The sequence below is a fragment of the Ignatzschineria ureiclastica genome (genome assembly GCF_003121845.1).
GTDB classification, from domain to species: Bacteria; Pseudomonadota; Gammaproteobacteria; order Cardiobacteriales; family Wohlfahrtiimonadaceae; genus Ignatzschineria; species Ignatzschineria ureiclastica.
The window spans coordinates 223419-242685 of the sequence record NZ_QEWQ01000001.1; the positions used below are offsets into that span (position 1 = coordinate 223419).

13 protein-coding genes are annotated in these 19267 nt (G+C 41.5%); 4 read left to right on the top strand and 9 right to left on the bottom strand.

Features of this window, described 5'->3' with window-relative positions; genetic code table 11:
• Positions 1-39 precede the first annotated feature (39 nt).
• The 3 genes from DC083_RS00870 to DC083_RS00880 all read right to left on the bottom strand — a co-directional run bounded on the left by DC083_RS00870 (position 40) and on the right by DC083_RS00880 (position 4265).
• Entirely contained in the window at positions 40-1119 is a 1080-nt protein-coding gene (locus DC083_RS00870; RefSeq protein ID WP_109188405.1) for a sigma-70 family RNA polymerase sigma factor, read from the bottom strand.
• A 324-nt stretch (positions 1120-1443) separates the two neighbouring features.
• Positions 1444-2613, bottom strand: coding sequence for a MalY/PatB family protein (locus DC083_RS00875; protein WP_109188406.1), 1170 nt, complete (start codon positions 2611-2613; stop codon positions 1444-1446).
• Positions 2614-2825: 212 nt separating this feature from the next.
• Positions 2826-4265 (bottom strand): aminoacyl-histidine dipeptidase, encoded by a 1440-nt coding sequence (locus DC083_RS00880; protein ID WP_109188407.1) that lies wholly within the window; start codon positions 4263-4265, stop codon positions 2826-2828.
• Positions 4266-4679: 414 nt separating this feature from the next.
• Here DC083_RS00880 and modA point away from each other — a divergent pair, with 414 nt between their 5' ends.
• From modA to DC083_RS00905, 4 genes are all read left to right on the top strand, one after another.
• Positions 4680-5453, top strand: coding sequence for a molybdate ABC transporter substrate-binding protein (gene modA / locus DC083_RS00885; RefSeq protein WP_109188408.1), 774 nt, complete (start codon positions 4680-4682; stop codon positions 5451-5453).
• 432 nt (positions 5454-5885) lie between these two features.
• Positions 5886-6581, top strand: a complete 696-nt coding sequence (gene modB / locus DC083_RS00890) for a molybdate ABC transporter permease subunit (RefSeq protein WP_109188409.1) — start codon at positions 5886-5888, stop codon at positions 6579-6581.
• 83 nt (positions 6582-6664) lie between these two features.
• Complete coding sequence (locus DC083_RS00895) at positions 6665-7339, top strand: molybdenum ABC transporter ATP-binding protein (protein WP_109188410.1); 675 nt, start codon at positions 6665-6667, stop codon at positions 7337-7339.
• Positions 7340-7638: 299 nt separating this feature from the next.
• Complete coding sequence (locus tag DC083_RS00905; protein WP_109188412.1) at positions 7639-8115, top strand: hypothetical protein; 477 nt, start codon at positions 7639-7641, stop codon at positions 8113-8115.
• A gap of 270 nt (positions 8116-8385) precedes the next feature.
• On the opposite strand, the gene DC083_RS00910 is transcribed toward DC083_RS00905, so the two are convergent.
• The 6 genes from DC083_RS00910 to tehB form a co-directional block, all read right to left on the bottom strand.
• Positions 8386-8913, bottom strand: coding sequence for a hypothetical protein (locus tag DC083_RS00910; RefSeq protein ID WP_109188413.1), 528 nt, complete (start codon positions 8911-8913; stop codon positions 8386-8388).
• A gap of 368 nt (positions 8914-9281) precedes the next feature.
• Positions 9282-10700, bottom strand: a complete 1419-nt coding sequence (locus tag DC083_RS00915) for an MATE family efflux transporter (RefSeq protein ID WP_109188414.1) — start codon at positions 10698-10700, stop codon at positions 9282-9284.
• A gap of 529 nt (positions 10701-11229) precedes the next feature.
• A complete protein-coding gene (gene recD / locus DC083_RS00920; protein ID WP_109188415.1) occupies positions 11230-13410 on the bottom strand; it encodes an exodeoxyribonuclease V subunit alpha in 2181 nt (726 codons plus the stop codon).
• A 120-nt stretch (positions 13411-13530) separates the two neighbouring features.
• Positions 13531-17340, bottom strand: coding sequence for an exodeoxyribonuclease V subunit beta (gene recB / locus DC083_RS00925; protein ID WP_109188416.1), 3810 nt, complete (start codon positions 17338-17340; stop codon positions 13531-13533).
• Positions 17341-17651: 311 nt separating this feature from the next.
• Positions 17652-18203, bottom strand: coding sequence for a Smr/MutS family protein (locus tag DC083_RS00930; protein WP_109188417.1), 552 nt, complete (start codon positions 18201-18203; stop codon positions 17652-17654).
• Positions 18204-18244: 41 nt separating this feature from the next.
• Entirely contained in the window at positions 18245-18871 is a 627-nt protein-coding gene (gene tehB, locus DC083_RS00935) for a tellurite resistance methyltransferase TehB (RefSeq protein WP_026878609.1), read from the bottom strand.
• Positions 18872-19267 lie beyond the last annotated feature (396 nt).

Genomic DNA, 19267 nt, shown 5'->3' on the forward strand with positions numbered 1-19267 from the left:
GTAAGTGATTTCCAACCCAGATCAATATTTCACATAAAATTAGGCTAAAACATCATTTAAACTCACATTATGTTCCTCTAACATTAAACGTATTTTCTCTAATGTTTTTGTCTGTAAATATCGCACTTGATCTCTTGTTAATCCTAAAACTTTCCCCGTTTTATCCAATGTCTTGGCACTTCGCCCATTCATACCAAAACGGCATTCTATAACCTCTCGCTCTTTCGGCTCAAGTTCAAATAAAATATGCTCAAGCAGATTAAACGCCTCATTTTCAACAAAAAAATCAACGATTCTATTCTGCTTATTTTGTAACATGTTAGGACTAGACATTGTGATAGCAGGAATCTCTGTATGATCAAAAGATAGAGATGCTTTTTGATAAGCTAGAAGTTCCATAATTTCATAAAGACTTTGTCCTGTTACTTCAGATAACTCTTTTACAGTAGGCCTTCTCTGCAGGACTTGAGATAATTGTTGCAACTCACTCATCAGCTTTTTAAGGGCCTTGTTAATATGAATCGGTAACCGAACCGTCCGCCCTTGATTCATAATCGCCTTTTCGATGTAGTGACGAATCCACCACACCGCATAAGTCGAAAATCGACACCCTTTTTCGGGATTAAACTTTCGCGTTGCATGCATTAACCCAAGATTTCCCTCAGAAATGAGATCCGCCTTATCTAAGCCACGATCCTCATAACGCTGAGCGATCATAATCACTAATCGCAAATTACCTAGAACAATTTGTTTAAAAGCATCTTGATTCCCTTCTTGTACTGCTTTTCCGAGCAACTTCTCTTCTGTTGCGCTCAAAAGTCGATAATGTCCGACTTCAGAAAAATAGAGATACAAATCATTTTCATACTCTTCATATTTATTATCTCTGTTTTTCAGAATATCTTCTAATTCGTTACTTTCAGCGGATCTAGAATACTCAAGCACTTTTGAGATTGCAGATTCATTGTGCCAAAAATTCAGGGTTGCTTCTCGTTCTATACTCAGCGCTTGTTGTTTCTCCGTTAAATCTCCTTTTATTGATAGGGTATTTAATTTTTCAGATATCTCATATTGCATTATCTGAACGTTTTTTAATTTTAAGGATTGCTTACGATTCATGACGTCTCCCTAGTTCGTCAGAACGTCCTTGTTGGTCATTTCCTTTTTTGATCTATTTTCCTATTAGCATAAGCTTCAAGGTACCTTTTTTACCTACAAAAAAACCTCTCTATTGATAATAGAAAGGCTTAATATTATATTGTAAAATACAACTTACTATTATAATTCGTAATTATAGTAGTAGTTTAAAATATTAGTGAATATTGTTTTTATTTTTTTATGATTTATTTTCAATAATTGAATTCAAACCTTATAATACAACATATAATTCAAGTAGATACCTCGAAAACAAAGCTGTCATGAGCAATATCAATGAACAATATTCTATGCCAATGTTTCCCGAATAATCTCTACCGCTTTTTCAATATGTACACGCGATGTGCCAAAATTGATGCGAGCATAATTCCCATCAGCCCCAAAGGTATTGCCATCATTCAATGCTAAACCATGATCTAAAAGCGCCTGATAGGCTTTGCCCTTAATCGCCGTTTCAGAGAAATCGAGCCACATTAAAAAGGTCGCTTCTGGTACGGTAAATTTAAGGCCTTCAATCTTCGAAAGCTCAGCGACTAGATAATCACGATTAGCGATCAGATAGGTTTTAAGCTGCGAAAGCCACTCATCGCCATAATCAAAAGCAAGCTCGGTGCCTTTCATGGCAAATACATTCATACGAGGGATAAAGCCCATCATCGCTTTCTCATAGGCTTCACGAAGTTCAGGATTCTCAATAATCGCAAAGCCACCACTTAACCCTGGTAAGTTAAAAGTCTTACTTGCAGAGATAAGCGTGATCGTCTGTGCTTTTGCCTGTTCACTTAAGGTTGCGTAAGGAATATGTTCCCCTTCCCATAAAAGCTCCGCATGGATCTCATCTGAAAGAACAATTAAATTATGCTTCTCAGCAAATGCCTCTAATGCTAATAACTCCGCTTTTGTGAAAACACGACCAGACGGGTTTTGCGGATTACAGAGCATAAAAATCTTAGTATTGTCCGTAATAGAGGCTTCCATTTTGTCAAAATCGATCTCATAACGCAGCGTATTTCCCTCAACTTTTTCAATAAGAGGCACTGCAATTCCTTTGCTTCCCACATTTTTCTCAATGGCAAAAAAGGGGGGATAAGCCGGCGTGTGAAAGAGATATTCTGCATTAGGATTGTCACGAAGTGCCAAATTAGCGGCGATATTAAAACCACTCACAAGGCTTGGCAACATAACAATGCTCTCTTTCGCAATTGTCCAATTATACAGGCGCTGTAGGCGATAGACAATTGCTTCTAATAGGCGATCAGGACGCGCTTTCCCATAACCATATACGCCGGTTTGTGCCATCGCCGTCAAACCATCTACAATCTCATCCGCCGCTTTGAAATCCATATCGGCAATCCACATCGGCAGAATCTCTTTCGAATAAGCACACCATTTATCTGAGTTATTATTACGACGATTAATAATCTCATCAAAATCATAAATTTTAGTTGAAGCTGTCATACTATCCTCTTCTCTTTTGTTAATGATTCTTTGTAATAGGCTTTACCTCTCTTACAATAGCATATTCTCTCTCCGAGAGGGTATGTTCATCAGATAGTTAAACCCATCTTTTTATATAAAAAAACGAGCGTTCCCAATGGAGGCTCGTTTTAGAGTGACATTAATATCGTTGAATATCGTTGAATATCTGTCAATAGAGACTTTCGATAGGGCTACTTCAAGTTTTTCAATAGTAACTTTAAGAGATGATAGAAACGATCAACGCTTGGGATATTCACTCGTTCATCAGGAGAATGAGCCCCTTTAATTGTAGGACCAAAGCTCACCATCTCTAAATGAGGGTATTTCTGACCTAAAAGCCCTGTTTCAAGCCCGGCGTGCAATACGGAGATTTTCATCTCTTCTCCTGTTTCCGCTCGATAGATCTCTAATAAGCGCTGTAATGGCACTGAGTCAAGATTAGGCTGCCACGCAGGATAATCATTACTCTCTTCTGAGAATGCACCACTGAGTAACGCTGCGGCCTTAATACGTGTCCGCACCACATCTAGGCCTCGATCTGTGATTGATCTTGCTAAAAGATCGATCTGTAATTGATGTTCAGAATCAATGCGGACAACGCCGACATTACAACTTGTTTCAACAACAGGAATCTCTACCGATTTACGAATCACACCACAAGGCAATAACAACAACAAATTGAGCACTTTTGCACTCTCTTCAGCATCAATTGTCGGTTGTGGTTCAGAAGCCACAAATCGAACATTCACACCATCATCAGCCCCTTTTAAACGTGCTTTAAAGGATTGATTCATCTCTTCAAGATAGGCTTCAAAATCTGCTTTATGCGCTTCGTGCACAGAAACAACCGCCACCGCTGAACGCGGAATCGCATTGCGTAATGTCCCGCCGGTAAAAGATGCCAAACGTAGCGCCGAGCGATGCGCAAATCCGGCAAGTAGTTCTGCTAAGAGCATATTGGCATTCCCAAGCTCTTTATGCACATCAATCCCGGAATGACCGCCCCGTAACCCTTCAACAGAGACACGATAGAAAACACCTCGTGCTTCTTGATCGAAATTCAATGCTTTTGTCACCGCAAAATCAGAGCCACCGGCACAACCGACCGTACATTCTCCCTCTTCTTCACTATCAAGATTGAGAAGATATTGCCCCTCTAACCAATTCTCCCGAATATTCTGTACACCGCCCATACCTTGCTCTTCATCCACCGTTAAGAGCACTTCTAATGGACCGTGTTCTGCTGTCTCATCTTCTAAGATCGCAACCGCTGCGGCAACACCAATCCCATTATCCGCCCCTAAAGTCGTATCGGTTGCATAGAGCCAATCCTCTTTGATCTGTAGCGCAATCGGGTCATTATCAAAATCGTGATCACTCTCATCCCGCTTTTGGCAAACCATATCAATATGACCTTGTAAGATCACCTTCGGTGCATTTTCATAACCCGGTGTTGCCGGCTTTTTAATCACAATATTACCGATCTCATCCTCATCAAAAGCGAAGCCTTTCTCTGCCGCATACGCTTTATAGAACGCGCGGACTCTCTCCTCTTTTTTAGAGGGGCGAGGAATAGCGCTTAACTGTGCAAAATGTTGCCATAAAAGTTGGGGGGATTTTTGTTCAATCATTGTTTCTCTCTTTTTATAAGTCGATCTATCTACTAAAGGGTTCAGGTTTTCAGATAAAAACCACACTCATCCAAAACTCACTCATTTATTTCTTCAGTCGATAGATTGTTTATTATTCATAACGAATCATATTATACGCCTCTTTTACAAGTTCTACTTGAAAAGCCTGATCCGCCTCCTCTTAATCTTATAGCGCACCCGACAAGATTTCTAAAGCTTTTTCCCTGTATTCTTCCCCCATATTGTAACAACAAACGCTCTCCATCCTGACTCATCTAGTTATATTGGGTAGTTACATATTTATGATAAATGACTTATGTTAAATACGTTTATGGGATTTTTAAGGGAATGTACTCCCTCTATTTTTGAATCTTCACCCACACTGTTCACAGTTACAATATTGAGGAATAAAATATGAAACTTTTTAAAAGAAGTGCGCTTGCGCTCCTTATTCTCCCTGCAAGTTTAATGGCTCAAGCAGAAAACATCACTGTTTTCGCAGCGGCATCACTCCAAAATGCAGTGGATGAGATCACTGAAGCATACGGTAAAATCGACAGTAAAGATCATATCGAATCGCTCTATGACTCTTCATCAAATCTTGCACGCCAAATCGAACAAGGCGCACCGGCAGATATCTTTATCTCAGCAAACCAAAGCTGGATGAACTATCTTGAAGAGAAAAACCTCATCGATAATCCAACGCGCACCAATATTGTTAAAAATGAATTAGCGCTTATCACTTACAAAGAGAATCCTACAGAATATAAAGTCGAATTTGCATCTAATGAATTTTGGAAAGATGCGCTAGCGAAAACACATATTGCCTTAGGCGATCCTGATCACGTTCCGGCAGGTCTCTATGCCAAAGAATCTTTTGAAAAATTGGGCGTTTGGAAGACTGTTGAACCTCGCGTTGCCGCAGCACAAAACGTGCGCGCAGCCCTTCTCTTAGTAGAAGTGAAAGAAGCAGATTTAGGAGTTGTTTACTCCTCTGATGCAAGTGTCAGTGAGAAAGTGAAAACGGTAACCACATTCCCTGCGGATCTTCACGAGCCGATTGAATACCCTATTGCCATTATGAAAGATCGCGCTTCAGAACCTGTTGAGGGATTCTACAAATATCTTTTAAGTGATGATGCGGCGGCTATTTTCAAAAAATATGGCTTTGCAGCACCGACTAAATAGATTGACTCGAAAACCTTGTCATCAACACAATTAAGATATTCATCTAGTAGTATTCATCTATTAGCAGCTGAATATTTTAAGATTGTTTCAAGGTTATCTTCGGATCATTTTCGAAGAGTTTTCGAATAGTTTTAAGATAGATATTCATATCTAATGGCTCGATATCTCCATTTGCCATTGATATGAATATTCTTTTTTAGAGGGATCGTCGAATCACAAATGCCCTAATAAGCTATAATCATCTCTCTTTTCACGATATCTAACAGTACTATAGTAAATTTGGTTTAAGAAAACTGATTTTAAACAACACTTGCAATATGCCGGATAGAATGGCTTCCTTACTTATTACAGCCGATTCGCCGGCATTTAAATAATGCTTATTTTGAACCGACATTACTATATTTAACATCAGAAACAAGGACGCGATACCTAATGATTCTCACTGAATATGAATGGTCAATCATTGTTTTAAGCTTAAAGATCGGCGCAGTTGCCATTATCTTTAGCCTCCCTTTTGGTATTCTATGCGCTTGGGTTCTTGCTCGAAAAAATTTCCGAGGTAAAACCATCCTCGATAGCGTCATTAATCTTCCCCTTGTTTTACCGCCGGTTGTTATTGGTTATCTCTTATTGATCACAATGGGACGCAATGGCTATCTTGGGAAATGGATTGATCAGATCTTCGGCATCTCTTTTAGCTTTAATTGGAAAGGGGCAGCCCTGGCATCTGCCGTTGTCTCATTTCCGCTCTTAGTGCGCGCTATCCGCATTAGTTTTGAATCCATTGATCAAAATCTCGAATTTGCCGCCCGTAGCTTAGGGGCTTCTCGGCTCAAAATGTTCTTTACCGTGACACTGCCCTTAGCGATGCCCGGTATTATTGCCGGCGTTGTCCTTGCCTTTGCCCGTTCACTGGGGGAATTTGGTGCCACGATTACTTTCGTATCGAATATCCCCGGCGAAACTCGGACTTTGCCGTTAGCAATGTATACCCTCATTCAAATTCCCAATCAAGAAGCCGCGACAATGCGTCTCTGTATTATTGCTATTGCCATCTCTTTTATTGCACTTTTCCTCTCCGAAGTGTTACAGAGAGCCCATAAAAAACGGTTGGGTTTGCAATCTTAGTCGATTTTTATCGAGAAATACCCGGCAGAATCAATCTGATAATTCACTATTTGACCCATTCTATTAAACGACAAGTCCCTATTATGATTACGATCGACATTACCCATCCTTTTCAAGATTTCACCTTTGAAGCGCACCTTGAGCTTCCTTCAACCGGTATTATCTCTATTTTTGGGCCATCAGGTTCTGGTAAAACGACGTTACTCAATTTCATCTCCGGTAAAATGACACCGCAAAAAGGTTATATTGCTATTAATGGAACCGTTATTCTCGATACGGATCAGCATATTTCGCTGCCGATTCATAAACGGGGGATTGGCTATGTCTTTCAAGACCCGACCCTTTTCCCTCACTATTCTGTTGAGAAAAATCTCCGCTACGGAGAAAAAGAGAAAAACCCTGAATTATTCACCAAAATTGTGGCGCTCCTTGGTATCGAACCGCTTCTCAAAAAACGTATCGCTTATCTTTCCGGCGGGGAAAAACAACGGATTGCCATTGGTCGAGCACTCTTAAGCTCACCGCAGATCCTCTTAATGGATGAGCCACTCTCGGCATTAGATCAGGCGCGCAAAGAGGAGATCTTAAAATACCTCCTTGAAATCCCCGATCAATTCCAAATCCCGATTCTCTATGTAACCCATAATGTCAAAGAGGCCGAACAATTGTCGCAACAATTTATCGCTATCAATAAAGGGCATATCTCATTAGAGCCGATTAGCGCCATCGAATCCTTTTATGAAGCGGAAAAATCATAGCCTCAAAATATACTCAATTGGGTTCAAGAAAAATGGTTTTTAAACAGCCATTGTAGGGTTTTAGAAGAACATAAAACCAGACTCACCAACACTTGCAAGATGCCAGATAGAACAGCTTTCTCACTTTTTACGGCTGATGCGCCGGCATTTAAATAATGCTTATTTTGAACCGATATTACTATAATAAGAAATAACCCGAATAACCCGATCATTCTTTGCACCCTTTATCAGAATCTTCTACACTGTGGGCAAGAATCACTATAATTGTGGCTATCATTAATATTTAAATAGGGAATTTTATGGCATTACATCCACTTTCTCGCATTGCAATAACAACATTGATTGCCGGCGCTGGCCTATTAAATCTTGCACTTGCCGATAGTGCGCAAGCAAAACGTATTGCTAAAGCGAATTACCAATATTGTATTCAAGAATCATTGGCAAACCCTTACTACTGCGATTGTATCTCTAAAGTCTATGAAGAGAATCTTGGAGATGCTAATCTCTCAAAGACTGAAGAAAACTTTGTGATCAAAGTATTAAGTGGCAAATTAGCGCTCGATGCATTAGGCCCTCAAGAACTCGCCCTATCAGAGCTTGTCACCCAAAAAATTGATGCTGCCCAATTTGAGAGCAGTTTCACGCAGTGCTTTGGTTATTTAGAAGAGAGCTTTGAACCATCGACCACGCAACCGGATACCATTTCTCAAGATCAGCAAAAAGCTATTGAGGAAGCGGAAGCAATCGAAGAGATTGAGGGCGAAGAGGGAATTTAATAGCCCGCTCCTAATGGCGTGAATGTTCGAAAATAGAGAGATCTATTTCGACAATATTCTCTTCAGACAATACAACAAAGGCAACGACTCAAAATCGTTGCCTTTATATTATAGTCATTTCGGCTTAAGAAAAATGATTTTAAACCACACTTGCAAGATGCCGGATAGAATGGCTTCCTTACTTATTACAGTCGATGCGCCGGCATTTAAATAAGCTCTTGAATTCTTATTTCAATGCCAATGCATCGGTTGCTTGTGACCAACTATCTGTTATCGGCTATCAATCTCACGTTTCGTCGATTGTTCGCTCTTTGATTGTTCCTGCTTTAATTGACGTTGCTTTGATTGACCCTGCTTTGCTTGATCATCCTTTGAATCCGTATCTGCACTCTGCCACGCATCCCAATCATCCCAAGATTTCCACTGATCATCTTGCTCATCATTTTGAGTATGCTTCTGGTCCTCCTCCGGAAAGAGTGGCGAATCATCAAAATCTTTACTCGAGGGCAGTACAGGCGGATGCTCGGCCTCATATTTTCGTAGGCGACGCATATCTAAATAAGGCATCACAAAGAGCCAGAAAACCGCAAAAGCAAGCCCTAAGCCCCAATGAATCCAGAAACAGATAATAAGAATCACTAAATTTCCAAGTCCGCTGACCGCCATTCGAGAGTAATTCATCTTGCGTACATCTCGTAAGCCACTTGCGATCTTCTCTTGCCGATCTTGCCCTTTTCCTACAGTTGACTTTGAAGTTGAATTTGAGATAGATGTTTGACGCTTATTCTGCTCAGCCATTGTGATCTCCTTTAACGATGAGATATGATTGCTTTCATCTTACTATATTTCCAAAGAAAATAGCTGATCTCTCGTGGATAATGAGGGATGATCATAAAGAGGGGATCCTGTTATAGTAAATTGGGTTTAAGAAAAAGGGTTTTAAACACCATTTGCAAGATGCCGAATAGAACGTCTTCCTTGCCTCGATCAGCCGATGCGCCGGCATTTAAACAAGCTTATTTAAACGAGCTTATTTTGAACCGATATTACTATATTCACCACTCTGCTTATTCTAATCAGATAAAAAAAGCGACCCTCAGATCGCTTTCTATACGTCTACTGATGAGATAGCGATGAGATACCTCATAAGATAGATAAGTGAATAATTAAGCTTCTTTTTGTGCTTTCGCCATTAATTCAGCTTCGTGGGCTAAACGCAATTTCTTAAATTCCCGCAACTGTAACCAGAGGAAAAGCGCCGCTGTAAAGGCGGAGATAAAATCGGCCGTTGGAATCGAGAACCAAACGCCGAAAATGGGTTTATAGCCCCACTCGGTAAAGAGTCTTGGTAAAATAAAGAGCGCCGGGATTAAGAAGATAATTTGTCGGCTAAGGCTTAAGAAGATTGAGTGCCCTACTTTACCAATACTTTGGAAGAAAATAGTCACGACCATCTGAAAGCCTACCAAGGGGAATAACATCGTTACAATACGAATGGCACCCATTGTTTCAACCGCCAATGTTTCAGAGGGGTTAAAAGGACGCACTAAGATCGCCGGAAAGAAGATACCGATAGAAGAAGCAATAATCCCAATCATTACCCCTACTTTAATGGTATAGAGTAAGGCTTCCCGTAACCGATGATAAGCCCCGGCACCGTAACTATAACCCACGATCGGTTGCATTCCTTGCGTAAGGCCTAAAAGCACTAACACAACTAACATTAAGGTCACATTGGCAATGGTATAAGCTGCAACGCCGATCGAGCCCCCGAAAATTTTCACCTGATGAATAATGATAAAGATAATCACCGCCGAGACGATATTCATCAAAAATGGGGACATTCCGATACTCAAGACGGCTTTGGTAATCTTCCAATTGAAACGAATTTTAGAAAGGCGAAACCGCAATAGCGTATTCTTGCCGACAAAATGCCCCATTACAAAGATCGTCCCGATCACCATTGAAGAGACAATCGAAATTGCCGCTCCTTGAATTCCCCATTTTAAGAAATTAATAAAAAATGGCGCTAAGATTGTATTCACCACGAGCGTTAATAGCATCGTATACATCGCTTTACGAGGATAACCCGAGGCGCGCATCATATTATTAAAACTAAAGCAGAGATTTGAGAAGATTGCCCCCGGCAAGAAGATCCGTAAGAAATCATAAGTATATTGATAAGTCTCTTCATCTGCCCCGAGTTTATAGACAAGCGGCTCTAAAAAGAGAAATAGCCCATAAGAGACGGTGAGCGTAATAATCAGCGTCAAAAGTAGCGATGTCCCGACAACACTTTCGGCTTTATCGTAATCTTGATTGCCTAGAAAAATGGAAATCCGACTCCCCGCGCCTGCGCCCACTAACATCCCAAATGCCGCGATTAATGTCATTACCGGCAACGCAATGCCCATCGCACTTAATGCGTGATCATCTAAGTAACTCGCATTCCCGACGAAGTAACGGGTAATAATATTATAAAGTGCCGCAACAGAGCTCCCAATAATCGCCGGCAAAGAGTATTTCCATAAAAGTTTCTTAATCGGCGCTTCTTTGAGCTCCTGCAATTGATCTACTTTTGCCATAGATATCCTTTCTATTGATCTGTTTGTTATTAAATTGTTGAATGTTCCCGCTATTGTCTTTCTATTACTTTGCTTACCTTTTGATAGCCTTTTGATAGCCTTTTGATAGCCTTTCACAGTCCCTATTATCCGTACCCTGTACGCGTTACCATCATCTCTATAATCATTTCTATCATCATCACACTATTATTTATTATTCATTTTAATAAATAGTGTTTATAGAGTTATTCATAACTAATATCTTAAAATGATATCTTAAAGCCTATTTTCAGGATCGGATTTTCAGATCTGCTGATAACTATCTAGATAGCTTAATTTTATAGAGTCTATTTTTAAGCCACTATTACAATCAACAATAGCATCGACCTACCTTGAAAGAGAATGTGTGACCACATTTCCAAAGTAGGTGAAATGAGAATTTATGTCATTTGAATGATTGTTAATTATCACCCCTAAAAGTGAAATTCACAAGCCATAAACCACAATTTTTTCACTTTTTTCATCGCTTTTTCAAGTTCCAAATCCTTGTTTATTGCATTGCTTTCAAGCGTTGATGAATAAAGCTAAAGCGATCAACGCGCCCCGAAAGCGCCGAGAGAATCGCCGGCGTTCCAGCAAAGAGATCCACCGCTTCTTTCGCGCGCGTAATGCCGGTATAGAAGAGCTCTTTGGTCAAAAATGGCGAACCTTCCGCCCCTAAAAAGAGCAAGACTTTGGTAAACTCACTCCCTTGTGATTTATGAATCGTCATCGCAAAGGCGGGTTCAAATTTCGGCAAGGCGTGAATCGAAAAAGCTCGCGCTTCTCCCACGCCTTCAAAATAGGCTCGAAGCTCCCCTTTCTCATCTCTTAAAATAAGCCCAACATCGCCATTGAAGAGCTGATTCTCTGCACTATTTTGTGTCACCATAATGGGTAATCCGTGAAAGAAATTATAGTGCGCTAATTGCGGAAAGAGAATCTCCCGAATCTGCTGATTAAGCCGAACAGCCCCATATTCCCCCGTTCGTCTTGCCGAAAGTACACCAATTTGCGTAAAGACTTTAAATGTTTCGCTGGCAAAACTCGCGCCTTTCCCGGTTTGAAGCTGTGCGAGATAGGGTGCAAAAGCCTCTTGAATTTTCGATTCAAAGAGACGATTCTCCATCGGCAAATCGGTTAGGGTTAATAGCGCCTTGCCCCCATTCAATGCCGATTTTTCTGCCTTTTTAAGTAATCCCTGAATCGTATGCCATTGCCAATCTCGATCGGTATTTGCCTGATTATTAATAATCTTCGCTAATTGCCCAAGGGCTGAATTTGCATCAAAACGGTAACTCTGCTTTAAGAAGCTCAGATAATTAAAGCTCGGCATTCTTGCATTCACAAGCGTCTCTTTAGGCAGTCGCTCACTCATTAAGATTGAAAGCGCATTAAAGTGGGATTCAGAATAATTTTCAGAGACACATAACTCGTGCATAATCGCTCCGGCTTCCACTGAAGCAAGCTGATCTTTATCGCCTAAAAAGATAATCTGACCATTCTCCGGCAATGCACGGATGAGTTGTACTAACATCTTCTGATCAATCATCGAGGCTTCATCGACAATCAAGAGATCAAAATTGAGTGGATTATTTTGATGAAATTGCGCTTGCTGAGTAAAAGGATGAATCATTAAAAGACGATGAAGTGTCTGCCCTTTAGTGGGAATGAGCGCTAATTGCCGTTCAAAAGCGATGCGTTGATCCCCCTCACTCTCGGCATAGCGCTCTTGAAGTTTCCGCATCTGTCCTAAAATCGATTCAGATAGACGCGCCGCCGCCTTACCGGTAGGGGCTGCTAATAAAATAGAGAAAGGCGTGTCTGCTTCCGACTGCCAATAATGTTGATCAATTAGGGTCTGTAAGATTTTAAAGACTGTGGTTGTTTTCCCGGTTCCAGGTCCGCCTGAGATCACTGAAACACGATTAAGAAGTGCATTCGCCGCCGCTACTTTTTGCCAATTAACTTCATCACTGATGCCAAAATATTGATCTAACCGAGCGCGTAAGAAAGCCTCTTGCTCATTACTCAACTGAACTGCGTGCGGGCTTCCAAAAAATTCAACAATTTCACTCTCTTGGGCATAATTGCGATCAAGATAGAGTCCATTGTGAGTAACAATAATCGGCGCTTGGATGACTGCGAAAATCGGTTGCCAACAATCCTTTAATGAAGAGTAGATCTTTATTGATTCATTATCCGAATCTCGATGATCTTGATCATCGAGATCGAGGTCATCTTGCAGTGACACCTGAAACAAGAACTGCAAGAAATCTTCAATCACAGAGATTCGATCAAGATCATCATTTTCATTCAACCATTTATGTGGCTGATAGAGATAGTGAAAAGGCAACGCCGTATGCCCATAGCCATAAGCACGGCTTAATAACAGAAGCAGAAAGCGATATTGTAACCGTTCAATCAACGGTAAATCTTGCTTTTGCGAGATGAAATCAGAGAAGTAGAGATCGATATGAGAAAAGTAACGGCGCTCCGTCAATAGTTGCAGATAGGCATTAAAATGTTGCTCAATTGTCCGCTCTTTTTGTGACTTCTCTTTTTGTGACGTCCCTTTTTGCAACTTCTCCGTAGCTGTTTCCGCCATCTCACGCCGATAGGATTGCAATGCCAACCCTAAAGCGGATCTTGCACTCTCTAGCGCCAACACCATTCCACTCATATCCCCCATTTTACTTCCCTCTCTTCAATTCTGATTTTAAGATCTTCTCAACATTTGATCCGATCTTTAATTCAATAACCGACTTCACCACCAATGCAATATCGATGCTTCTCAATATCGACTTCATATCTACGCCACTTCCTCTGACGCCGCTTCACCAAATAGTGCTAAAAGCTCTGCAATCACACTATAATCGGGTTTTACATAGTAGATACCGGTTGTGTCACCGGCTTCCATTCCCCGTAGATAAAAGTAGAATACGCCGCCAAAATCACGATCATAATCAAAATCAGGCTGTTGATTTTGCAGAAATTTCACCATTGCCACCGTATAGATCAAATATTGCAGATCATAATGGGCGTGTTTAATGGAATGTAACATCGCCGTTTCATCATATCCGGCCTTTGTCGGCGCTAAGGTATTACTCTTATAATCCGCCACATAGTAACGGCCATCTACCTCAAAAAAGAGATCGATAAACCCACGTAAGAAGCCCCGCATCTCCTCAAAAGAGAGGGATTCTGCCTCTGTTCTTGGGATATAACGATTTAAAATAGCATTGAGTTTTTGGGCAGTTAATAAGGTGCGAATAGGAAACATAAATTCAAGCTCTTTCACATTACGAGAACCTGATAAGATCTGCCGTAGATTGCTCTCGATTGGCAAACTTGCATCAAAAATATGTTGTAGCCAATGTTGTAATTCAACTACCAATGCCGGCAAACGCTCTTCCGGCACTAAATGGGCAAAATGACGCGCCACTTGTCGCTCTAATAATTGGGGATTCTCTAACTCTTCCGGCGCAAATCGCTCTAAAAGATGATGAATAAAGTTCCCTGTCACGGCTCCTTTAGGGAACAGGCTTTCAGCTATAGGTGTTTCGGAAATGAGGGAAATATCTGTTAATGCTCCATCATTTGCTTCCTCCACTCTTTCTGATACCGACGGTTCGAATCCCTCCTTTTCCGCCTCTGTCTCAATCTCTTTCTCATCGGCTAACATCGGCGTAAAATGGTTCCACTTCAGTTGATAAGAGAGATTTGAGAAGCTCGTAAAGCGCCACAAGGGCCCCAATTTCCGGGTAAATTGTGCAGGGATTTGCGATTCAGGTTGTTCTTCAACAGCACTATAATGAAGCGGCGCGTTAAGATCTTCGTAAGCGACCGGTAAATAGGTCAATGCCTCATTGAAATTGGCATAAAAATCTTGTGCATCGCCGGTAATATTCATCAGATAGGCTAATGGACTATTCTCTAGCGCTTTATCCGCTAATTGTTGGCTAAAGCCAATAAAGGTATGGAATTTTGCTCTTGTTAATGCCACGTAGAGTAGCCGTAGATCTTCTGCTAAGGCTTCTTGTTGGAAATATTGTAGCTCTTCCTCTTCTGCCGTTCCTTCAAAGATATAGCGCCGTTTTTGCGTTGGATCTTGAGCCGCTGAATCGACAATCACCCCCGATTTCTGCTCCCGGGATTTAAAACTGCCAAACGGTAAAAATACGATTGGAAACTCTAACCCTTTAGATTTATGAATCGTCATAATCTGAATCGTTTTAAAATCACTCTCTAAACGAAGCTCCGCCTCGCTATTCGGGCTAATGCCATACATCTTTTCATAGAGCCACAGTAATAGTGCCTCTTTACTGTTAAAGGACTCTTTCTGCAGCAATTCCCCAAGATGAAAGAGGTCGCTCGCTAATCGCTCACCATTTTCCAAAGCTAATAAGCGCCCTAAACGATTATCCTTCACAATGAAACTACGAATCATCGCCAATACACCACTTCGATCCCATATTTCATTTAAGCGATTACGCTCCACAAGTAGCGCTTCAAATTGCGCTGAATCTCGCTTAATCTCCTCATATTCAGTCACTGAGAAACCATAGAGCACCGAGCCCAAGGATTGCAGTAATGCTCCTCGCTCGTGGCGGAAGACTAAGCTTCGTAAAAAGAGATAGAGATCGCCGACAATACTCTCTTCAGGATCAAAAACAGAGTTTCGCTCAGAGAGATAGACACTATTTAAGCCCGCTTTACGAAAAGCCCGCTGAATATAATCCGCCTCACGATTACTGCGCACTAGGATTGTAATATCTTCCGGCGCAACTGCGTTCTCTCCTTCGTTTGTGACTAATCGCCCCTCATTGAGCAGTTGTACTACCATTTTGGCACACACTTCGGCAATACGGGTTTGGAATGTTCCTTGAGAGAGCTGCTCCTTTTTAGTCTTCTTATCTATTTTTAACTCAAATGCTGGCGCTTGATAATCGAGCAGTGTCATACCGGCAGGATCAAGCGTCACGCCGGTCAACATTGTCTGCTTCGCCTTTTCCGGCGTACCAATGGTAATAAAAGGAATCTGCTCATAGATAAAAGGCGGATTGATTTCTGCACGCCGACCAAAGAGCTGATTCACCGCATCAACCTGCAAGGTTCCCGAGCGATAATTGGTATTGAGGGTATAGATCTGATCCACATCCCCTTTAATGCTCAAATACGCATTAATATCCGCGCCCCGAAAGCCATAAATCGACTGTTTTGGATCGCCAATCATTACAAAAGGGATCTCAGGATAATCGAAAAAGAGCCGGCGAAAGGTATCGAGTTGCAGATGATCGGTATCCTGAAATTCATCAATTAAGACCACCCGATATCGCAGATGCAGCGATTCAATAAATTGTGTTGAGAGCGACTTAGTCTGCTCATTAAGCTCCGTTAAGAGATCGCTAAAACCGAGCACCGACTCGGCTTGCTTCAGTTGTTGAATAATACGAACAACCTTATAAGCGGCATAGTGTAGTAATTTAGGTCGATCTTGATCGAGCTTAGCAAGATCCTCAAAGAGATCCCAATGCTCCGGCTTCATCCGCCGAAGATCCCCCTCCGGCTGCAGCCGACTCTCCATATACTCAAGAGTAAATTTCTCAAGGCTACTAAAGCCCCCTTGCGCATCGCTCTTCGCCCAAGTCTGCATCTCTTTATGATATTTCTCAACAAGATTCGTCTTGTAAGAGGCCTTCTTCAAGCCCACTTCATCAATCAGATTCCGAAAATCGGCTTCTGTAAAGGCTAAACAACGCGCCTTGATATCATCAATCAATCCCAACTTGTCGCTTAAGAGTGCTTTTAACGAGGTTTGCTCAAAATGATCATTCTCAATCAATGAGGGATCTTCAATCAATGGCCGAATTAAACCTAACAAGTTTGTCGATCCATACGTCGAACGATCAATCGGTACGCCATAGAGATGTTGCACTATTTGTGATAATCGAAGATCAAGAGGATAGCACTCTTCCCGCCAAAAATGGTAAACCGCTTCCCGATAGAGCACAGAGAGATCTTGCGATAGTTCAAAATGGAATGATTGCCCAAGGTCGAGCGCATTCTCTTTCAGTAAGCGATGAGAGAAAGCGTGAATGGTAAAGATAGAAGCCTGATCAATCGCCCCTTCAGCATCCGTTAAGAGCGCAATCGCCTTACCAATAGCTTCGACTGGCGTAAGACCCTGCTCTTCACGCATTGCGATAAAAGCCTCAATAAGCGGTAATAACGCAGGATCTGGCAGTATATCGATAGACTCTTTCTGCATTAAAATATCAGTATAGAGAAAAAAGCTCTCTTTTAACTCCACAATCTTGCTATAGATCCGCTCTTTCAACTCCGCCGTCGCCGCATTCGTAAAGGTCACAATCAATATCTCCGGCAACTTACGCGCACTATTGAGCGCTTTTTCATTCTCATCTACTACAACAAGATCACTGCCGGCAGATGTGAGAGAAGCCTGATCACCTTGATTTAACCCCAATAACAGACGTAGTACTAAGAGCGTAATGGTATACGTTTTCCCTGTTCCTGCTGAAGCTTCAATCATCATATTGCCGGTAATCGGCACTGTTTGCGGATCTAAAACCTGATAAGCGTGCGTAGTATCGAACGACATAGATGAACGACCTCTTTCTTGAAAGGCGCTTATTGAAGTAGCGCATTGATTGGGAATCGATATTTTATTATAGCAATAATCCGTATATTATTTATATTGATATTCAGGTTGATATTATATGGTCAATTTAATTTAAGAAAAATGGTTTTAAACAGCTATTACGGGATTTTAAAAATATCAAAGCGTACTCACCAACACTTGCAAGATGACGATAGAATGGCTTATTTACCTCGATTAACTGATGCGCTGGCATTTAAATTAGCCTTATTTAAGCTTCTTTTGAACCGATCTTACTCTAGATTAGTTACTCATTAATCAAACTTTCCAAAAGGATCTTGTGATTTAAGAACACAGAGCGTGACACCTCGTCCGCCATATCGCTGCGGCGGATTGGCAAAAGCTAAAATATCCGCCTGTAACGGTAACCAACGCGCAATTAACCCTCGAATAATAGGATCGCCCTGCGAAGAATGCCCTTGTCCGTGGACAATCTTGATACAGAAAAGATTCTGTTTGAGCGCAAAATAGAGAAACTCCTGCAACGCGTCTCGCGCTTGGCTTGCCGTTAATCCGTGTAGATCAATACTCGCTTCCGGCGAAAAATCCCCTTGCACCAACTTACGTAAAATCCTAGGCGATACCCCATCTCGGCGAAAACGCATCTCGGTATCTATATCGGTCTCAATCCAAGTGGGATCATCGCTCATCAGATCCTGTAGTATCATCTCTTCTCGCAAGGGTTTATGGATAATAATCGGGCGCTTAGGTCTTGGGTGTTGCACTTTTTCCCTAGGATTTGTTACCCGCTTTACCCGCCCAATTGTTGCCCGGAACAGGGCTTTATCCGCATCGCTAATCGCCATTCATATTCCCTTTTGAATTATTGCGCTATCCAATAGATCCTTTACGCTACTTTTTGTGCCAAAATAGTCGCAAATTGTAGTTTCATTCGGTTGCCATCAGCATCTAACCGATGAAGTTCTCCGACATTTTCATCATAATGCAGCATCTTCCAATCTTGATAGAGCCCTGATAATTGTCCTTCAGCAAAGGTGCAAGGAAATCCATCAAAAGGATACGCCGCTGTCGACATTGCCGACACAATGAGGTTATAACCGCCCACATTGGTCTGCGCTTGCATATTCTCAATAATCGCTTCAATACGATCTTGCTGCACAAACATTAAGACAACTGTAGAGATAATCAGATCATACCGCTCGCTAATGGCCGCTTGATTAATATCGTATGCCTGCGCTTGAATATTACGAAGCCCCTCTTTCGCGGCGATCTCAATTAAACCATCGATCGACATCTGATTAAGATCGACCGAAGTGAGCTCAAACCCACGCTCTGCAAGATAGAGGCTATTTCGCCCTTGTCCACAGCCTAGATCTAAGGTTTTACACGGCGCAATCTGGTACTGCTCCACTAAACTCACAACATCGCTATGAGGTAGCGTTAAACCATATTGCTCGTGGTAATATTCTTTAGGCTTAGCAGTTGATTCTGTTGCTAATTTGTCGTTCGTCATTATGAGTGATCCTTCTGATCTACAATGCAATTCATAGTAAATTGGGTTTAAAAAATAGTTTTAAGTAGCTAGTGTGGGATTTTAAAAGAATATAAAACCTGACTCACCCATACTTGCAAGATGCCGGATAGAACAGCTTCCTTGCCTCGATCAGCCGATGCGCCGGCATTGAAATAATGCCGTATTTTGAGCCGGTCTTACTTATAAGACAATGTACCATTAATATTTATTGCGCAATATTGTAACACAATTCACGAAAACTCGGGGTTAAGCCCTCAAGCAAGCTTGATCGCTCTTCCTATCATAGAATCTCGACACTCGCTCACTGCTTATTCTGTTCTACTACTGATCCTCTACGGCTCGCTCCCTAGGACTCTTCTTTATCATTGCAACTTT